Annotated in this window: 19 protein-coding genes; 10 read left to right on the top strand and 9 right to left on the bottom strand. The window is 56.9% G+C overall.

From position 1 onward, the window contains the following. Positions 1 to 290 precede the first annotated feature (290 nt). Positions 291 to 1,697, bottom strand: a complete 1,407-nt coding sequence (glnA, locus tag NOR97_RS09605; protein WP_117868600.1) for a type I glutamate--ammonia ligase — start codon at positions 1,695 to 1,697, stop codon at positions 291 to 293. Between the two features lie 41 nt (positions 1,698 to 1,738). Further along, positions 1,739 to 2,077, bottom strand: a complete 339-nt coding sequence (locus NOR97_RS09600; RefSeq protein WP_170343910.1) for a P-II family nitrogen regulator — start codon at positions 2,075 to 2,077, stop codon at positions 1,739 to 1,741. A gap of 171 nt (positions 2,078 to 2,248) precedes the next feature. Here NOR97_RS09600 and NOR97_RS09595 point away from each other — a divergent pair, with 171 nt between their 5' ends. The 3 genes from NOR97_RS09595 (at position 2,249) to tig (ending at position 6,798) form a co-directional block, all read left to right on the top strand. Then, entirely contained in the window at positions 2,249 to 3,850 is a 1,602-nt protein-coding gene (locus tag NOR97_RS09595; RefSeq protein WP_257598953.1) for an NAD(P)H-hydrate dehydratase, read from the top strand. Positions 3,851 to 4,157: 307 nt separating this feature from the next. Further along, entirely contained in the window at positions 4,158 to 5,282 is a 1,125-nt protein-coding gene (locus tag NOR97_RS09590; RefSeq protein WP_257598952.1) for a porin, read from the top strand. 184 nt (positions 5,283 to 5,466) lie between these two features. Further along, positions 5,467 to 6,798 carry a trigger factor gene (tig, locus tag NOR97_RS09585; protein ID WP_257598951.1) on the top strand — a complete coding sequence of 444 codons (1,332 nt, stop codon included), beginning with the start codon at positions 5,467 to 5,469 and terminating at the stop codon, positions 6,796 to 6,798. 101 nt (positions 6,799 to 6,899) lie between these two features. On the opposite strand, the gene NOR97_RS09580 is transcribed toward tig, so the two are convergent. The 6 genes from NOR97_RS09580 to rpsF form a co-directional block, all read right to left on the bottom strand. After that, positions 6,900 to 7,754 (bottom strand): acyl-homoserine-lactone synthase, encoded by an 855-nt coding sequence (locus NOR97_RS09580; protein WP_170343914.1) that lies wholly within the window; start codon positions 7,752 to 7,754, stop codon positions 6,900 to 6,902. A 107-nt stretch (positions 7,755 to 7,861) separates the two neighbouring features. Then, positions 7,862 to 8,563, bottom strand: a complete 702-nt coding sequence (locus NOR97_RS09575) for an autoinducer binding domain-containing protein (RefSeq protein WP_170343915.1) — start codon at positions 8,561 to 8,563, stop codon at positions 7,862 to 7,864. Between the two features lie 236 nt (positions 8,564 to 8,799). After that, complete coding sequence (locus NOR97_RS09570) at positions 8,800 to 9,285, bottom strand: lytic transglycosylase domain-containing protein (protein WP_257598950.1); 486 nt, start codon at positions 9,283 to 9,285, stop codon at positions 8,800 to 8,802. Between the two features lie 156 nt (positions 9,286 to 9,441). Beyond that, positions 9,442 to 10,062: a 50S ribosomal protein L9 gene (gene rplI, locus NOR97_RS09565; RefSeq protein ID WP_257598949.1), complete on the bottom strand. Its 621-nt coding sequence runs from the start codon at positions 10,060 to 10,062 to the stop codon at positions 9,442 to 9,444. 12 nt (positions 10,063 to 10,074) lie between these two features. After that, positions 10,075 to 10,302, bottom strand: a complete 228-nt coding sequence (gene rpsR, locus NOR97_RS09560; protein ID WP_005608650.1) for a 30S ribosomal protein S18 — start codon at positions 10,300 to 10,302, stop codon at positions 10,075 to 10,077. 28 nt (positions 10,303 to 10,330) lie between these two features. Further along, positions 10,331 to 10,684 (bottom strand): 30S ribosomal protein S6, encoded by a 354-nt coding sequence (gene rpsF / locus NOR97_RS09555; RefSeq protein WP_170343918.1) that lies wholly within the window; start codon positions 10,682 to 10,684, stop codon positions 10,331 to 10,333. A gap of 283 nt (positions 10,685 to 10,967) precedes the next feature. On the opposite strand from rpsF, the gene NOR97_RS09550 reads away from it, so the two are divergent. Both NOR97_RS09550 and NOR97_RS09545 read left to right on the top strand, forming a co-directional pair. Further along, the gene (locus NOR97_RS09550) at positions 10,968 to 11,486 is read left to right on the top strand and encodes a hypothetical protein (protein ID WP_117868609.1); all 519 of its coding nucleotides are present in this window, start codon (positions 10,968 to 10,970) and stop codon (positions 11,484 to 11,486) included. Between the two features lie 125 nt (positions 11,487 to 11,611). Next, a complete protein-coding gene (locus NOR97_RS09545; RefSeq protein ID WP_170343919.1) occupies positions 11,612 to 12,184 on the top strand; it encodes a YceI family protein in 573 nt (190 codons plus the stop codon). Between the two features lie 59 nt (positions 12,185 to 12,243). On the opposite strand, the gene NOR97_RS09540 is transcribed toward NOR97_RS09545, so the two are convergent. Next, the gene (locus tag NOR97_RS09540; RefSeq protein WP_257598948.1) at positions 12,244 to 13,470 is read right to left on the bottom strand and encodes a cytochrome b/b6 domain-containing protein; all 1,227 of its coding nucleotides are present in this window, start codon (positions 13,468 to 13,470) and stop codon (positions 12,244 to 12,246) included. A 174-nt stretch (positions 13,471 to 13,644) separates the two neighbouring features. Between NOR97_RS09540 and fabD the strand changes: the two genes are divergently transcribed. The 5 genes from fabD to NOR97_RS09515 all read left to right on the top strand — a co-directional run bounded on the left by fabD (position 13,645) and on the right by NOR97_RS09515 (position 17,348). Beyond that, complete coding sequence (gene fabD, locus NOR97_RS09535) at positions 13,645 to 14,583, top strand: ACP S-malonyltransferase (protein WP_170343921.1); 939 nt, start codon at positions 13,645 to 13,647, stop codon at positions 14,581 to 14,583. 42 nt (positions 14,584 to 14,625) lie between these two features. Next, positions 14,626 to 15,363, top strand: a complete 738-nt coding sequence (fabG, locus tag NOR97_RS09530) for a 3-oxoacyl-[acyl-carrier-protein] reductase (RefSeq protein WP_170343922.1) — start codon at positions 14,626 to 14,628, stop codon at positions 15,361 to 15,363. A gap of 206 nt (positions 15,364 to 15,569) precedes the next feature. After that, complete coding sequence (locus tag NOR97_RS09525; protein WP_008756330.1) at positions 15,570 to 15,803, top strand: acyl carrier protein; 234 nt, start codon at positions 15,570 to 15,572, stop codon at positions 15,801 to 15,803. A gap of 138 nt (positions 15,804 to 15,941) precedes the next feature. Continuing rightward, on the top strand, positions 15,942 to 16,481 hold the full coding sequence (locus tag NOR97_RS09520; protein ID WP_170343923.1) for a GNAT family N-acetyltransferase: 540 nt from the start codon (positions 15,942 to 15,944) through the stop codon (positions 16,479 to 16,481). A gap of 123 nt (positions 16,482 to 16,604) precedes the next feature. Further along, positions 16,605 to 17,348: a HisA/HisF-related TIM barrel protein gene (locus NOR97_RS09515; protein ID WP_170343924.1), complete on the top strand. Its 744-nt coding sequence runs from the start codon at positions 16,605 to 16,607 to the stop codon at positions 17,346 to 17,348. The last annotated feature ends 120 nt before the right edge of the window (positions 17,349 to 17,468 follow it).

Below are 17,468 nucleotides of genomic sequence, written 5' to 3'. Positions count from 1 at the left end.
CGGCCTTTTCCTTGAGCGTTTCCATTTTGCCGTGAACATTGGGAATTACACTGACGGGCAGCTTCTTCAGCGTATTATGGAACGTGTCGACACGCTTTTTTGCCCCGGACGATCCGGGATAAAATCCGGGTATCGGACAGCGCCTTAACAAAGCCAGGCCGCATGCGGTTATTTCCGACCGGGAGTGTCCACATCAGTCTGTTGGATCAATGGCGGTGCGTCAAATCCTGTGGGCGGAAATGACAAGGGCGCCCGAATGGACGCCCTTGAAAATCGTTTTCGAATGCAGCTCAGCAGCTGTAGTACATGCCGTACTCAACCGGGTGTGGCGTGTGCTCGTAGGTTTCCACCTCTTCCATCTTCAGTGCGATGTAGCCGTCGATCTGATCTTTGGTGAACACATCGCCCTGAAGCAGGAAGTCGTGATCGGATGCCAGAGCTTCCAGCGCCTCACGCAGGCTGCCGCAGACGGTCGGGATGTCGGCCAGTTCTTCGGCGGGCAAGTCGTACAGGTTCTTGTCCATCGCCTCGCCGGGGTTGATCTTGTTCTTGATACCGTCAAGGCCGGCCATAAGTAGGGCGGCAAATGCCAGATAGGGGTTGGCTGCCGGATCGGGGAAGCGGGCCTCGACACGTTTGGCTTTGGGGCTTTCGGTCCATGGAATACGCACACAACCCGAACGGTTGCGTGCCGAATAGGCCCGCAGAACGGGGGCTTCGAACCCGGGGATCAAACGCTTGTAGCTGTTGGTCGACGGGTTGGTGAAGGCGTTCAGGGTCTTGGCGTGTTTCAGGATGCCGCCGATGAAGTACAGCGCCTCGTCCGACAGGTCGGCGTATTTGTCGCCAGCGAACAGCGGCTTGCCATCTTTCCAGATCGACATGTTCACATGCATGCCGGTGCCGTTGTCACCTGCGATCGGCTTGGGCATGAACGTGGCCGACTTGCCGTAGGCGTGCGCAACGTTGTGGATGACGTATTTGTACTTCTGCAACTCGTCGGCCTGCTTGGTCAGGCTGTCAAAGATCAGGCCCAGCTCGTGCTGGCACGAGGCCACTTCGTGGTGGTGCTTGTCGACTTTCATGCCCAGACGTTTCATGGTCGACAGCATTTCCGAGCGCAGGTCCTGGGCTTCGTCGATGGGGTTGACCGGGAAGTAGCCGCCCTTGACGCCCGGACGGTGGCCCATGTTGCCCATCTCGTATTCGGTGTCGGTGTTCCACGACGCATCCGTTGCATCAACTTCGAAGGATACTTTGTTGATGCTGTTTGAAAAACGAACGTCATCAAACAGAAAGAATTCAGCTTCGGGGCCCATGTAGGCAACGTCACCGATACCGCTGGACTTCAGGTAGGCTTCGGCTTTCTGCGCGGTTCCGCGCGGGTCGCGGCCATAGGCTTCACCGGTGTCGGGCTCAACGATCGAGCAGTGCAGACACAGTGTCTTCTCGGCATAGAACGGGTCGATGTAAGCCGATGTCGTGTCGGCGATCAGTTTCATGTCCGAGTTTTCGATCGACTTCCAGCCTGCAATGGACGAGCCGTCAAACATGAAGCCTTCCTCCAGGAAGTCTTCGTCGACCAGATCGACATCCACCGTCACGTGCTGCAACTTGCCGCGCACGTCAGTGAAACGGATGTCGACATAGGCGACGTCTTCTTCGCGGATTGTATTGAGAACTGCGTCTACGCTCATTCCCTTGGTCCTTCTGATAGATGTGTCAGTAATCTTGTGGGTTAGAGTGCGTCCGAGCCGGTTTCACCGGTCCGGATGCGAATGGCTTGGTCGACGGGGGACACGAAAATCTTGCCGTCTCCGATCTTGTCGGTTTTGGCGGCCGACACGATGGCTTCGATCGCGGCGTCGACCTGATCGTCGTCCAATACGACCTCGACCTTAACCTTGGGCAGAAAATCGACGACATACTCGGCGCCGCGATACAGTTCTGTATGGCCTTTCTGGCGACCGAAGCCCTTGACCTCGATGACGCTGAGGCCCTGGACGCCCACATCCTGCAGTGCCTCTTTTACTTCGTCCAGTTTGAACGGCTTGATGATCGCTTCGATCTTTTTCATCCCGGTTCACCTTGAATGGTTGTCTCAGGGGCAGTGATCACGTCTAAGATCGGGCGGCAATGTGATTGCGATATCGTGCGGGTCGGGATGCTTGGAAAAACGGCTTGGTGCTAATTTTTGAGCGATTTGCACAAAAAGTAATCAGAACTGAATCGAGCAAGGGGTGGAAGGATGGAATTGCTGACAGCGGCACAGATGCGGACCATTGAGCAAGCCGCCATCAACTCTGGTGACGTGACCGGTCTGGAACTGATGGAGCGGGCCGGGCAGGGTGTTGTTGACGCGATTTTCGAGGAATGGCCCATGTTGGACGGGCGAGGGGCCAGCCCCTCGCGCTCCCCGGGATATTTGGGGCCAGATGAAGAGGATCCGCTGCGCGCAACAGTGCTGTGCGGACCGGGCAACAATGGGGGTGACGGGTTTGTCGTGGCGCGGCTTTTGCAGGCGCTGGGGTGGGAAGTTGAGGTGTTTCTGTACGGGAACCCGGAAAAACTGCCACCGGATGCGCGGGTGAATTATGAGAGATGGGGGGCAAAGAACGAGGTTCGCGTATTCGCCGTCGACTCTGCCCCATTAGAAGGTGATTTTCTTCGCCTTCCAGAAGACATGGACCTGGTTGTCGATGGGGTTTTTGGCACTGGTCTCACCCGGCCATTTGCAGGGGCGTTTTCCATGTTGGCCAATGCGTCAGTCAGGGCCCTGCTGCGAGAGCGAGGTGTAAAGGTTGTTTCAATTGACGCGCCAAGCGGCTTGTGCGCCGACAGCGGTCGTATTCTTGGTCAGGCGATTGTTGCAGACATGACGGTGACGTTTCACAGCAAAAAGCTTGGGCATGTTCTGGGTGATGGTCCGGCGACCTGCGGGACGGTCCGAACCAAGTCGATCGGGCTTGAAACACAGGAAGACGGTCAGATCGTTCACACGACCCAGGCCGACAGGGTGAAGCTTTCGAAAGTTTCGGTTGGCCACAAATACTCGCATGGCCATGCTTTGATCCTGTCCGGGGGCTCGGGCAAAACAGGGGCCGCGCGGTTGGCGGCGCGGGGGGCTTTGCGGGTTGGAGCGGGGCTGGTGACGCTGGGCGTGCCGCCGTCTGCGCAGATGGAGGTGGCCAGCCAGATCACGGCCCTCATGTTGCAGAGGGTTGATGGGGCCGATGGATTGTCTGAAATCCTGGAAGATACGCGCCTGAATGCGCTCTGCCTGGGGCCTGCGCTGGGATTGGAGCGGGCGCGGGCGCTGGTGCCGATGGCCTTGGCTGCGCGGCGGGCGACCGTGTTGGATGCGGATGCTTTGTCAGCTTTTGCCGAGGATCCCGGTGGTCTGATCGCGCGATTGCACGACCAATGCGTTTTGACGCCGCATGGCGGGGAATTTGCACGGGTATTCCCAGACATCGCCGAGCAGATGAAGGCGCAACCGATCAAGGGCCCGGCGTTTTCCAAGGTGGACGCGACGTGTGCTGCGGCAAAACGGGCCGGGTGCGTGGTTCTGTTCAAGGGCCCGGACACGGTGATTGCCGCACCGGATGGACGATGCGTGGTCAACGCGGCCGTATACGAAAGAGCGGCCCCCTGGCTGGCGACGGCCGGGGCCGGCGATGTGCTGGCGGGGTTCATCGCAGGTCTGCTGGCGCGAGGCTTGGCACCGATGCAGGCGGCGGGAACTGCGGCGTGGCTGCATGTGGAATGTGCGCGCCAGTTCGGGCCGGGTTTGATTGCCGAAGATTTGCCGGAACAGGTGCCGGAGGTTTTCAGAAAGTTGAATATTTGAGTTCGTTGGGCGTGGAACGGCTCAATTCGCGGCGAGTCAGCGGAAATCCGCCGTCAAGGTTCGCAATAATGCAGACCGAATGTTTGCCAGATGCATAGCTGGACGTCACAATTTATTTGCACACTGTGCCGTGGATTTTCGAATGGATTCGTAACCGTATGATATAAAATACGAAATAGTCGTTTTTCGACATGCCATGTTGCGAATTTGCAATGCTTGCGAGGGAGTGTATGCGGGCCACTGGAACGCTCGCAGTTCGTAAACAAATGGACAGTACCTGAACCCCGAACCATTCATGGTGAGTGAAATGAACCATAACATTAAACCGATATCTGTAGCCGCTGTTCTGACTGCGACGACCGCATTCCCGGCTGTGGCCGAGCTGAAGTACGAAAACAATAGTGGCGGGTATGTGCTGCTGTATGGACAGCTGAACCCAGCCTTGATTTCGGTAGATGACGGTCAGGATACCGAGACCCGTGTTCTCGACAACGATCTGTCGAACAGCCGTGTCGGCCTGCGTCTGATGCAGCCTTTCGGACAGAACGAGTTCACCTTCCGATTTGAATCTGCGCTGGGGTTGCCGAACTCGACCGAGTGGAACCAGAACGGCACGAATTTCAGTGGCTGGACCCGTGAAGACATCCGCCACGTGGATTTTGCCATGAAGGGCAACTACGGCAAATTCTCGGCTGGTCAGGGCAGCATGGTGTCTGATGGTGCAGCGGAAACGGACCTGTCCTATGTCGGAACGGCGCTGTATTCGTTTACCAATGACGAAAACTCGGGCTTCTTCTACCGCGCCACGAACGGAATGCTGAGCGGTATCACGGTTGGTGACAGTTCCAGCAACTTTGACGGCGCGCGCCGTGGGCGGGTGCGGTATGATACGCCATCGTTCAACGGGTTTTCCGCTGGATTCGCTTATGGTCAGAACATTTTGTCCAGCAGCGACGATGACGATTATTACGACGTCGGCCTGTTTTATGAAAACACCTTTGCCGGTGGAGTGGAATTCGCGGCAGCCGTTGCCTATTCGGTGCGCGAGCGCGATGACAATTCGGGCGACCGCAAAGACACTATTGGTTCGGCGTCTGTTCTGCTGCCCAGCGGGCTGGGCTTTACGATCGCGGGCGGTACACGTGACGACGATCAGGCCGGCTCTACGGATCCGAACTATTGGTATGGTAAGATCTCGTACGAAGGCAACTGGGTGTCCTGGGGCAAGACCGGCGTCGGCATCGATTACTATGATGGCTCGGATTTCCAGAGCAACGGGTCAGACACCAAAGCCTGGGGTATCGCGGTCGTGCAGAAAGTCGAGCCGATCAACACGGATGTCTATCTGAAATACCGCAACCACGATTTCGATGACGGCTCGTCCTTCGACAACAACGAAGCATGGGTTCTGGGCGCACGCTGGAAGTTCTGATTGTCAGGCTGGGCCAAGTGCGAGCGCCCCGGTTTCCGGGGCGTTCTTTTTTGCGGTTTTGGTGATCAAATACCACTGGATTCAGCCTTTGCCCCTTGCACGTGGGCGGCTGGGCAAATAGAAGGCTTCAAATTTGCCCGGCGCGCCCTATTTGCGCGCCCCGAATCCTATGGGGACTACCATAATGCAGGTAACCGAGACGCTGAACGAAGGTCTGAAACGTGGCTACAACATCGTTGTATCAGCAGCCGAGCTGGACGAGAAGGTCAATGAAAAGCTGACCGAAGCGCAGCCGGAAATCGAAATGAAAGGTTTCCGTAAAGGCAAGGTGCCAATGGCGCTGCTGAAAAAGCAGTTTGGCCAGCGCCTGTTGGGCGAGGCGATGCAGGAAACCATCGACGGCGCCATGAACAAGCATTTCGAAGACAGCGGTGATCGCCCCGCGCTTCAGCCCGAGGTCAAGATGACCAATGAGGACTGGAAGGAAGGCGATGACGTGGAAGTCGCCATGTCCTACGAAGCGCTGCCAGCGATCCCTGAAGTTGACCTGAAATCGGTCAAGTTGGAGAAGTTGACCGTCAAGGCCGATGACGCCGCCGTCGAGGAAGCGCTGAACAATCTGGCGGAAACCGCTCAGGATTTCAAAGCGCGCCGCAAGGGGTCAAAAGCCAAGGACGGCGACCAGATCGTGTTCGATTTCGTCGGCAAGGTTGACGGCGAGGAATTCGAAGGTGGTTCGGCAGAGGATTACCCGCTGGTTCTGGGCTCGAACAGCTTCATCCCCGGCTTCGAAGAGCAACTGGTTGGCGTGAAAGCTGAAGAAGTAAAAGACGTCAACGTCACGTTCCCTGAAGAGTACGGCGCCGAGCATCTGGCCGGCAAAGACGCTGTCTTCACCTGCACAATCAAGGAAGTCAAAGAACCGGTTGCTGCGGAAGTGAACGACGAGCTGGCCAAAAAATTCGGTGCCGAAGATCTGGAAGCTCTGAAAAAGCAGATCGCCGAGCGCCTGGAAGCTGAGTATGCCGGTGCATCGCGCGCCGTGATCAAGCGCGCCTTGCTGGACGCGCTGGACGAGATGGTGTCGTTCGACCTGCCGCCGTCGCTGGTTGAAGCCGAAGCCAAGCAGATTGCACATCAACTGTGGCACGAAGAAAACCCTGAAGTCGAAGGCCACGACCACGATCCGATCGAGCCCACGGACGAGCACACCAAACTGGCCGAGCGCCGCGTGCGTCTGGGTCTGTTGCTGGCTGAACTGGGCCAGAAGGCCGAGGTTGAAGTCACCGACGCCGAGATGACACAGGCGATCATGAACCAGGCACGTCAGTACCCGGGTCAGGAACGTCAGTTCTTTGAGTTCGTTCAGCAGAACGCGCAGATGCAACAGCAGCTGCGGGCGCCGATCTTTGAAGACAAGGTCGTGGACTACGTGTTGGAGCTGGCTCAGGTCACTGACAAGGAAGTCAGCAAAGACGACCTTAAGAAAGCTGTTGAGGCACTGGAAGAGGAGTAATCCTCTTCCTTCCCTTCCTCAGAGGAAGGGACAAAAAAACGGAGCCGCCTGCATTCAGACGGCTCCGCATGGGTGGCTTTTGTATCTATGAGGTGAGGGGGTCAGGCCTCATGAGCAAAAGCACGGGGGGTTTCCAAAAGAGCGGTTCTTTGCTCGGGCGTGAACGTATCCGTAAGCGCTTCGATCAGCTTGAGGACGTCCTGCCGTTCAGCTTCGGTTTTTGCAGCGCTCATCTGTTCCACAAAGTATTTCTCTAGATCGGTGAGTGGTTTGTGATCCTGGTTCGCCGGGTTCTTGGCCGCGGCATTCTTCGCGGCAAACAGGGCCAGCGCCTCTTCGTCGTCCATGAAGACGTCGTTGTGAATGTCCGCGAATTCACGCAGACCGGCGATACGTTCTTCGGTGCAGTCCAACAAAGCGGCCAATGCGTGAACTTTGCCCATTGGAACCGTCTTGCCGACATAGTCATAAGGCGCGCAATTCGAACGTTTCAGCACCCGATCCATGACCGGATCGATCACGGTGATGATGTCCTGAATACCTGCGTTTTTCGCGTATTCCAAAGATCCGATCATCAACTCGCAAGTGGCGTAGGAGACCGAGTTCTTTTCCTTGCCACGCGTGAGGCGTTGGGTGTCTACGCAGAAACGGGTGGATTCCCACATGGTTGCGCTGCGAAGAGGTGCTTCGCCGCAAAGAATGGCGGAAAAGACATCCGACAACATGTGAGGTCCGGTGGTCTGGAGGGCACGCACGGCTGCGACGACATTCCCCTCATCGTCGAGTCCGATTACATATGCCGGGTCCAGTTGATCGAACTCGTCGATTTCTTTTCCGTCTTGAATGTTGACGTCCCATCCCAGGCGTCCCCCAAAAACACGTGCTCTCAACTCGAACATTTCGTCAAGAACTTCGCTGAACAAATGTCTGTTCAGGCCATCTACCACGATGATCATTTCTTCCCCCTTCGAGTGGTTGTTCGGTAACTTAGACGTTACCGGACACAGGGGATTTTTCTATTGGGGGTTTCCCGTATTTTGGCGAAATTTGGCGATTTTTTTGTTTAACTTGGGGTAATAAGCCCAATCGCGATCGCCCGGCCAACGGCCTGAGGGGTGGTCAGCGCACTAAGCTTTTCTCGGCTGGAACGCAAGTGCACTTCTACGGTTCGGTGCGAAATTGACAAAATATCGCCGATATCCTGCTGCGATTTCCCCGCCGCGACCCACTGCAAAATCTCTGTCTCACGTCTGGAGAGCGTTGGATGATACAGCGCGCTGGTCAATTCGTCTGATGAAACCACGTTGTCATGGATGTGCACTGCCATGGACTGCAAGTCACTGATGACATGCGTGTAAAGCTTGCGCCATTCCTCTTTGCTGCAATCGCGCGTTGCGCTCAGCAGGCCGATATCCCCGTAGGGACCGCGCACGGGAATTGTAACGCCTTGGTTCGGCAATCCAAAATCATGGGCATCCCGGAATACACGTTGGAAGTCGGGGCTGCGCTCCAAGCGACTCCAGTCCACTGGCGCAATGCTGCGGCGGGCCATATGTATAGTGGGGTCGATCATGATCAGACCCTGGTTTGTGTAGTGTTCATTCCAGGCGTCGTCATATGTCACGAATCCTGCTACCGTACCGGCCGCAGGGTTCATGCCAGCATATGCAGCATGATCCATATCATGCTTCTCACAGATTTGCCTTAGAAATTCGGTGTATCGAACTTCTGAATCCGGCAGAGTGCTCAGATCGACAATTTCCATGTGGCGCCTACTAGCTGCGGCCCATCTTACAGCCCGATGGTGTCGTCGAGCATGCATATAACACAGAGTGGAACCCGTTTACCTCACCGGGTCAGAACACCACACTTTCCTAAACATGACAAGGCGAGGTACTAATTGTCTGCGCAATTCCATTCATTGAGACACTCAATAGAACATTTTTGTCACTATTCGGCAAAAAGTGCTAATTTCACGCGGTTTTCTGACGCTAATCACCGTCATTTGGCGGGTTTCAACCCAGTTTCCACCAGCAATCCGCGCGCTTTGGCTTCGGGGTAAAAGCCCTTGGCATAAAGAAATATGGCCCGATCCTGGTTGCCATCAGACAGAAGCCAGGCACCGCGAAGGTATTTCCCGGCAAATTCAAGATTGGTGTCGGCGTCCAACAGGCCTTCGGCGTTTCCGGTGTATCCCATGGATCGCGCGGTGGCCGGAAGGATTTGCAGCAGCCCATAATAAGGTCGGTTGACCGCCCAGGGGCGATGTGTGCTTTCGCGAATAGCAAGCTTGTGAACAAGCTCTCGCGGAAGCTGGTAGTGGTCGGCCCATTTGTTGATCGACGCGCGAAGTTCCGGCGTTTCGTTCGGATAGAGCGGAGGATTGAATTGTTGTGTCCCCGCCTTGGATACTTCTCCTGCACCGCAGGCAACCAACGGGGCTGTCAGTAAGAGTGCCAAGAGATTGCGACGGTTGAACAGGGGCATTGGTTTCTCCGGAGTTTCGAGTGGCAATGATATGGTCTGGGTATTTGGCTGCAAGATTGTGGATGGAGTTGGGCTGAAATTTGCTGGTTTGGCTCGGAGACAAGAAAAAAGGCCGCGCTGAAGCACGGCCTTTGTTTTGTTCGAAACCTTGCCGGATCAGGCTTTGGCTTCGTCTTCCTCGGCAGGAGCGGCTTCCGAGGACAGTTCTTCGTCCTCGGACGCGGCCGAGCCGATGTCGTCGAACAGTTCAGCGATCTCGAATTCAGCGGCTGCTTCTTCTTCTGCGGCCAGTTCCTGGATCGATTTGCCCGAGGCCTGAAGTTCGGCTTCTTCTTCCGAACGCGCCACGTTCATCTTGATTTCAACTTCGACTTCGGGGTGCAGCTTGACTGCAACCGAGTGCAGGCCCAGTTCCTTGATCGGATTGATCAGGATAACCTGCTTTTTGTCGACGGTGAATCCGGCTTCGGTTGCAGCGTCTGCGGCGTCACGCGGGGTGACCGAGCCGTACAGAGCGCCAGCATCCGATGCCGAGCGAATCACGATGAACTGCTGTCCGTCCAGCTTTTCAGCCAGTGCTTCAGCTTCTTTCTTGGTTTCCAGGTTGCGTGCCTCAAGCTGCGCTTTCTGGGCTTCGAACGAGGCGATATTGGCCTCGGACGCGCTCAGGGCTTTGCCTTGCGGCAGCAGGAAGTTGCGGGCGTAGCCGGGTTTGACGTCAACGACGTCGCCCATCTGACCCAGTTTCGCAACGCGTTCCAGAAGGATAACTTGCATGTCAGTCTCTCCTTACTTCACGGCGTAGGGCAGCAGGGCGAGGAAGCGGGCGCGCTTGATAGCACGGGCCAGTTCACGCTGCTTTTTCGCCGAAACGGCGGTGATGCGCGAGGGCACGATCTTGCCGCGCTCAGAGATGTAGCGCTGTAGCAGACGGGTGTCCTTGTAGTCGATTTTCGGCGCGTTCTCACCCGAGAACGGGCAGACCTTGCGGCGGCGGAAAAATGGTTTTGCGGCCATGGTTTAGTGTCCTTTCCTCAGGCGGTGATCAACGACGCTCGCGGCGGTCGCCACGTTCGTCACGCTTCTGCATCTGAACCGACGGGCCGTCTTCGTGACCGTCAACCTTGATGGTCAGAACGCGCATGACGTCATCATGCAGGCGCATCAGGCGTTCCATTTCCTGAACCGCACCCGAGGGCGCATCGGTCTTCATAAAGGCATAGTGGCCCTTGCGGTTCTTGTTGATCTTGTAGGCCATCGTCTTGACGCCCCAATACTCGCTGTCGACAAGCTTGCCGCCGTTGTCAGCCAGTACGGTGCCGAAATGTTCGACGAGGCTTTCCGCCTGCGCGTTGGACAGATCCTGACGCGCGATCATTACATGCTCATACAGTGGCATGTGCACTCCTGTTTATGTCAAGGCGCATTTCATAGGCGGGGCCATCCGGTCCTTCGCGACCCTGCCACGAGAGGCTGCGCGATTCATTTGATTGCGAAGGATGGCCCGATATACACGTTTGAACCGCAGGAGCAAGCCCCGCCACATATGCCTTTGAGACGCCGCCCAATTTCCTTTGGGGTGCCCAAATGCTGACGCTTTTCGGCTCAAAGTTGTTTTGCATACCGGACGTTACCCGGACCAAACAGAAATTCGACAGTAACCTGATAAAGGGTGAAGTGTTATGACCGCGACAAATACAAACACATACCGGGAAGAGGCGGCAAGCTCGCGCTTTGAGCATTCGGTGCCGGTAATGATTGCCTTCGCGCCAAACTGGAAGGCCCGTTTGATCCTGGCGCGGTTGGTCGGAGCGTTCCTGATCTTTTCCGCGTTTTCGATGTGGCTGATGCCGGGTTCGATTGTGGGTGCAGATGTCTGGCCGATCAAGATGGTGGCCTCGATGCTGTTTCTGATCGTCGGTGTCAGTTTGCTGACGATCGAAGTTCTTGATCAGCGCCCGGATGCCTATTTTGATCCGATCCGCCGCGAAGTCCGTGTTCTGCAAAAGAACGAAGACGGGCGCCCTCAGACAGTGCTGCGCCGCAGCTATGAATCGCTGGGTGGTGCGCGTTTTGAAGAAAACGAAGTTCACCTGTTCGATGTGGATGGAAGCCTTTTGATGAAGCTGCCCCTTGAATCGGCGGATGTCAGCCGAGCGTTGAAGGGACAATTGAGCAAGAGCGTAACAATTTTCGGCTGAACTTTATTCTGTTCAAAAAGGAACAGATGTTGTGACTCGAAAAAGGTTGTGTGCCGCCGATAGGCGGCACATTTTGTTTGTGAGCAACCCAGACGGTTTGCATTCACAAAAACGCGGAGATTGTTATGAAATCCACCCTTCTTGCTGCTGCACTGGCCGTATCGGCGACCACGGCATTCGCCAGCGCCGAGAAATACGTGCTGGACCCGAGCCACAGCCAGGTTGTCTTCAGCTATGACCACCTGGGCTTTTCAACCACAACCGGCATGTTCTCGGGCTTTGAGGGCGAGATCATGTTTGACCAGGAAAATCCCGCCGCCTCCAGCGTGAGCGTATCGATGCCGGTACTGGAAATGTTCACCGGCTGGAAGCCGCGTGAAGATCACTTCATGACCGAAGATTTCTTTGGTGCGACCGAGGGCGATCTGATTACCTTTACCTCGACTGGTATCGAAGTGACCGGTGAAAACACTGCCAATATCACTGGCGACCTGACCATGAACGGCGTGACCAAATCTGTTGTTCTGGACGCCAAACTGAACAAGGTTGACACCCACCCGATGGCAAACAAGCCATGGGCCGGTTTCAACGCCACCACGACCCTTGTCCGTAGTGAATTTGATCTGGGCCAGTTCGCACCGTTTGTAAGTGACGAAGTGCAGGTGCAGATCTCGGTCGAAGCGCAAAAAGCCGAATAAGCGCGAGGCGACGAACAGGAAAACCGCCGGTGACAGGATCTCCGGCGGTTTTTTTGGCACTACTGACCGCGGGACGCAGCGAGTTCCACAGCGACTGTGACGGTGAAGCCGAGCGAATCTTCGGTGGGTTGCGATGCGCCTATGCCGAAATCCAACCTGTTAAGATCAACCGCGCCTGTCATGGTCGCGGTGTTGTCCTGAAGCTCCAGTGAAAACGGGAGTATGATATCGATCGTCTTGTCGCGGATTGTCAGCGGCCCGCGTGCCTCATATCCGCTTTCGGTTTTGAAAAGGTCAGCCGTGAATTGGGCCGTCGGAAACTGGGCGTTGTCGAAGAAATCCGCCCCCATGGCCTGTTCAGTTACGGTTCCGAGGCTGAGAGATCCTATTGCAATCGTGACGTCGACGGCCCCGGCCGGGCCGGGGTCAGTAGGTTCGTCAAAAGCAATTGCTGCCGTCCAGTCGGAGAACGAGCCGGTGACCGGGCTGCCCAATTGCGAGATCGTAATGGACAAGGTGCCGTTCTGAACCTGCCAGTCTGATTGCACCTCGGCCAGTTGGACGTCGGCGTCATCATCGTCGGCCTCACGCGCAAATTCGCCGGAGACCCAGCCGCCGGTGAGGACAAGCGCCCAAACGGCCACCGCTGCGACGGCGGGGACCAGGGAATGATGCTGGCGTAGAGGTTCCGGTGCGTCCGCCCCACCCGGCAACATCCTGCGCAACGTGCTGTCCTTGTCTATGACATGATGCTTCAATGCCCCGGCAACATGCAGGACCAGCGCTCCGACGAGCGTCCACATGAACAGCCAATGCAGGACACCTGTCACCTCGGCCACAATGGTCGATTTTGGTACGAAAGGCAGGTTTTGGCCGAAGGGCCAGAGGATCGGAGCAAAGCCTTCGGTTGCGGCGTGGTGCACCCAACCGGTCAGTGGCACAAGCACCAGTGACCCGTAGAGAAGCCAGTGGACAGTTTCGGCGGCGAAAGCCTCGGGCTTGTTGTCGGCATTCAACAATCCGGGCTTGGTTTGCGTGAAAGCCCAAACTATCCGAGCCAAAGCAACGAAGAACACGGTGACGCCCACGGTCTTGTGCAATGAGAACATGCGCGCCGCGCGTGCGATTTCGGCCTCGCTTGGGGCTGTGGGGGCATGCAATACGGCGTGGGCCAGGTTGTCCGCAATCCAGCCGAGCGGCAGGGCCGTGAAGATCAACAACGCGGTGAGCCAGTGAAACGTCTTTGCGACACTTCCGTAGCTTGAGAAGGAATTGGTCGAGGCCATGGGTGCAACGCTCCGGGATTCTGTGCTGCGCCCAAGTTAAGGTTATCGGAGGTCGACACAAGTAAGCGCTTGTGCACAGCCAAGGTGCCAGAATGCAGAACACAGGCAGAGCTTGTGCCAGACGATCAGTCAGTTTACACCCCGCCGCAACCTGACATCATCCATGAGGTTGCAATGACACTCGCGTTCGTTTTTCCGGGGCAGGGCGCCCAGACCATCGGTATGGGCAAAGCACTGGCCGATGCCTATCCGGCGGCGCAGGCCGTCTTCGATGAGGTGGACGAGGCGCTGGGAGAGAAGCTGAGCCACGTGATCTGGGAAGGCGACATCGCCGACTTGACGCTGACTCAGAATGCCCAGCCGGCTCTAATGGCGACATCCATGGCGGCAATGCGTGCGCTGGAAGCCGAAGGCGTTTCGGTTGGTCAGGCGGCTTTCGTGGCAGGTCATTCCTTGGGTGAATACTCGGCCCTTGCAGCTGCGGGGGCTTTGTCGGTTGCGGACACCGCGCGCCTGCTGCGCACCCGCGGTCTGGCGATGCAAAGTGCCGTACCGGTCGGCGAGGGCGCAATGGCGGCCATTCTTGGATTGGATCTGGAGGCGGTACGCGCCGTTGCTGAAGAAGCCGCGCAGGGGCAGGTCTGTCAGGCTGCCAATGACAACGATCCAACCCAGGTCGTTGTGTCCGGTTCCAAGGCTGCTGTCGAGCGTGCCGCCGAGATTGCCAAGGAAAAAGGTGCAAAACGTGCCGTCATGTTGCCTGTAAGTGCTCCATTTCACTGTGCGCTGATGCAACCTGCGGCAGATGTCATGGCGGAAGCGCTTGCTGCCGTCGAGATAAAGGCGCCTTCCGTGCCTTTGGTAGCCAATGTGCGCGCCGAAGCCGTCAGTGATCCGGATCTGATCCGCCAGTTGCTGGTGGAACAGGTGACGGGGTCGGTTCGCTGGCGTGAAAGCGTGCAGTTCATGGCGGCGCAAGGCGTGACCGAGACATGGGAAATCGGTGCTGGCAAAGCGCTTTCCGGCATGATCCGCAAGATCGATCGTGCCATTTCGGGCAAGGCCGTGGGCACCCCGGAAGATGTTCAAAAGGCCGTTCAGGCCGAATCGTAAGCTCAAAACGCGTCGTGGCCGACGCACCAAGAGGAAAACCGAATGTTTGATTTGACAGGTAAGAATGCGCTGATCACCGGTGCTTCGGGCGGTATCGGAGGCGACATTGCACGTGCGTTGCACGGTGCTGGCGCAGCAGTCGGATTGTCCGGTACACGGGTCGAGCCATTGCAGGCTTTGGCAGATGAACTGGGCGAACGCGCGCATGTGTTGCCTTGCAATCTGAGCGATCCGGAGGCCGTCGAAGCGTTGCCAAAGCAAGCGATCGAAGCGATGGGATCGGTGGACATCCTCGTGAACAACGCCGGTATCACGCGCGATAACCTGTTCATGCGCATGTCTGATGAGGAATGGCAGAGCGTGATAGACGTGAACATGACCTCGACCATGAAACTGTGCAAAGGCGTGATCCGGGGCATGATGAAGTCACGCTGGGGCCGGATCGTGAATGTCTCGTCCGTGGTGGCCGTAATCGGTAATCCGGGGCAGGCGAACTATGCGGCGTCAAAAGCCGGAATGATAGGGTTTTCCAAGGCTTTGGCGCACGAAGTGGCAACGCGCGGAATTACCGTGAATGCCGTGGCGCCGGGTTTCATCACGACTGCAATGACCGAAAAGCTGACCGAGGAACAGAAAAAGGGTCTGTTGTTGAAGGTTCCGGCGGGCCGCATGGGTGATCCCGAAGAAATTGCAGCGGCTGTTCTGTACCTTGCCAGTCCCGAAGCGGGCTATGTTACCGGAAGCACCTTGCATGTGAACGGTGGTATGGCCATGTTGTGATCGCCACAGGGGCAGCGCGAAAGCGTTTGCCTCTTGCGTCGACTATGCTATAGGCGGCGCATCTATGCGGGGCCGGTTGTTCAGGTCGGCCTTCGACTTCCCGGTTCGCCGGGACCCAAACCGCCCGAAACGGGCAAATCAAAGCCAACCCGTGCGGGCAAGGGCAGAATCGGGCAGACCGCCCTGTAAAGGAATGAGGAATAGACATGAGCGACGTCGCAGATCGCGTTAAGAAGATCGTTGTTGAGCACCTGGGTGTTGAAGAAGATAAAGTCGCGGAAAACGCGTCCTTCATCGATGATCTGGGCGCAGACAGCCTGGACACCGTTGAACTGGTCATGGCCTTCGAAGAAGAGTTCGGCATCGAAATCCCCGATGACGCAGCCGAGACCATCCAGACCTTCGGCGACGCGGTCAAATTCATCAGCGAAGCGTCCTAAGCGTTTCCTTCTGATCAAAAGCGGCGCTTCCGGGCAACGGAGGCGCCGTTTTTTTGTGCCCGCTCAAAATTCATGCTTGCGCGTTTATATTCGGATACGCACTGTTTCCATTGAGGCAAAATTCAAAGTGGACAGGGCATGATAAGATCCACTCCCATGATAAATACCGCGCGTTTGACGCTGTGTGCCATGCGCCCGGAGGACTTTGACCGGTTCGCCGAGATCTGGAGAGATCCGTGCGTCGTTCAGCATGTTGGCGGCTCACCCCGATCGCGCGGAGAAGCATGGGATTCCTTTTTGCGCAATGCCGGGCATTGGCAGATGGCCGGGTTTGGACAATGGGGTGTGCTGCAACAATCGAATCGAAAGCTGATCGGACAGGCCGGTTTCTTTTACGGAAACCGTCAGATGGGCGAGGATTTCGACGGCTTTCCCGAGGCGGGCTGGGTTCTGGCGCCCGAGGCGCAGGGGCAGGGCCTGGGGTATGAGGCGGCCAAGGCAGCGCATGACTGGTTTGACCGGGTGATTCCCGGGCCATTGGTTGCGATGGTGAATGCGTCCAACGCCTCGTCGCAGAAACTTGCCAAAAAGCTGGGCTATGTATTGATGCGGGAAGGGGTGTATAATGAAACCCCGGTGCATTTGCTTCGGCGCAATGGGCCACCAGCGCTGGCGTGAATCCGCCACCTCGACACTATGCCGCAAAATGGCCAAACTGTGCCGATCCCAGTGATATTGGGAGGGCATTCCAGGTGTATGCTTCCGGGGATTTTCAGAGCGATTGAGCGGAGGACCGAGCTCATGAGGATATACCCCACTATGGAATTGCAGAACGGCCGGTGTGTCACTTTGGACAAAGGTCGTTTGGACAACGCCATGATTTGGCATGTAAACCCGGTCGAAACGGCGCGAAGCTGGGCCGAAGCGGGCGCCGAATGGATGCACCTGACCGATTTCGACGCGATCGAGGGCAAAGATACCAACGTCGAATTGATTGAAGAGATTATCCGCGCGGCCGAAATCCCGGTTCAGTTGGCAGGTGGTATGCGGACCCGCGAACAGGTCGAACGCTGGATCGACAAGGGCGTCGGTCGCGTTGTGATCGGGACGCTGGCAGCGCGCGAGCCGAAACTGGTCAAGGAGTTGGCCACGCTCTACCCGGATCAAATCGTGCTTTCGGTCGATGTCTGGCAAGGTTTTGTAATGACGGATGGCTGGCGCAGCCAAAGCGTATTCACGCCCGAAGCGTTTATCGACGCATTCGAAGGGGCGCCGTTTGCTGCTATCGTGGTGACGGATATCGACAGCGATATGGAGGACGTCGAGGCTCAGCTTGGCTTGATCTCGGGGCTTGCCAGCCATTCGCGCACCCCGGTGATAGCAAGCGGTGTTGTGCGTACTGCGGATGACATCTCGCGGCTGGCCTATATTCCCAATATCTCGGGTGCGATCGTGGGACGTGCACTGTTTCGAAAGACACTTGACCTGACCGATGCACTGGAAATGGCGAAAACGGCGCATGAGCCGGTGGCACAGTTCCAATAAACACGCTTCGCCCTTTCAATCGGATCCGAGAAAGGGCGGGCACCTGTTTCCGTAACCCAAAGCGGTACTGCTTCGGTTGCCCGGCGGCGGGAAGCCCGCCTGAAATCGCCGTTGCTCTTG

Origin of the sequence: Ruegeria sp. YS9, from assembly GCF_024628725.1 — a bacterium.
Classification (GTDB): domain Bacteria; phylum Pseudomonadota; class Alphaproteobacteria; order Rhodobacterales; family Rhodobacteraceae; genus Ruegeria; species Ruegeria atlantica_C.
The sequence above is the reverse complement of the archived record's forward strand: the minus strand, read 5'-3'. Positions and strand labels throughout refer to the sequence as shown.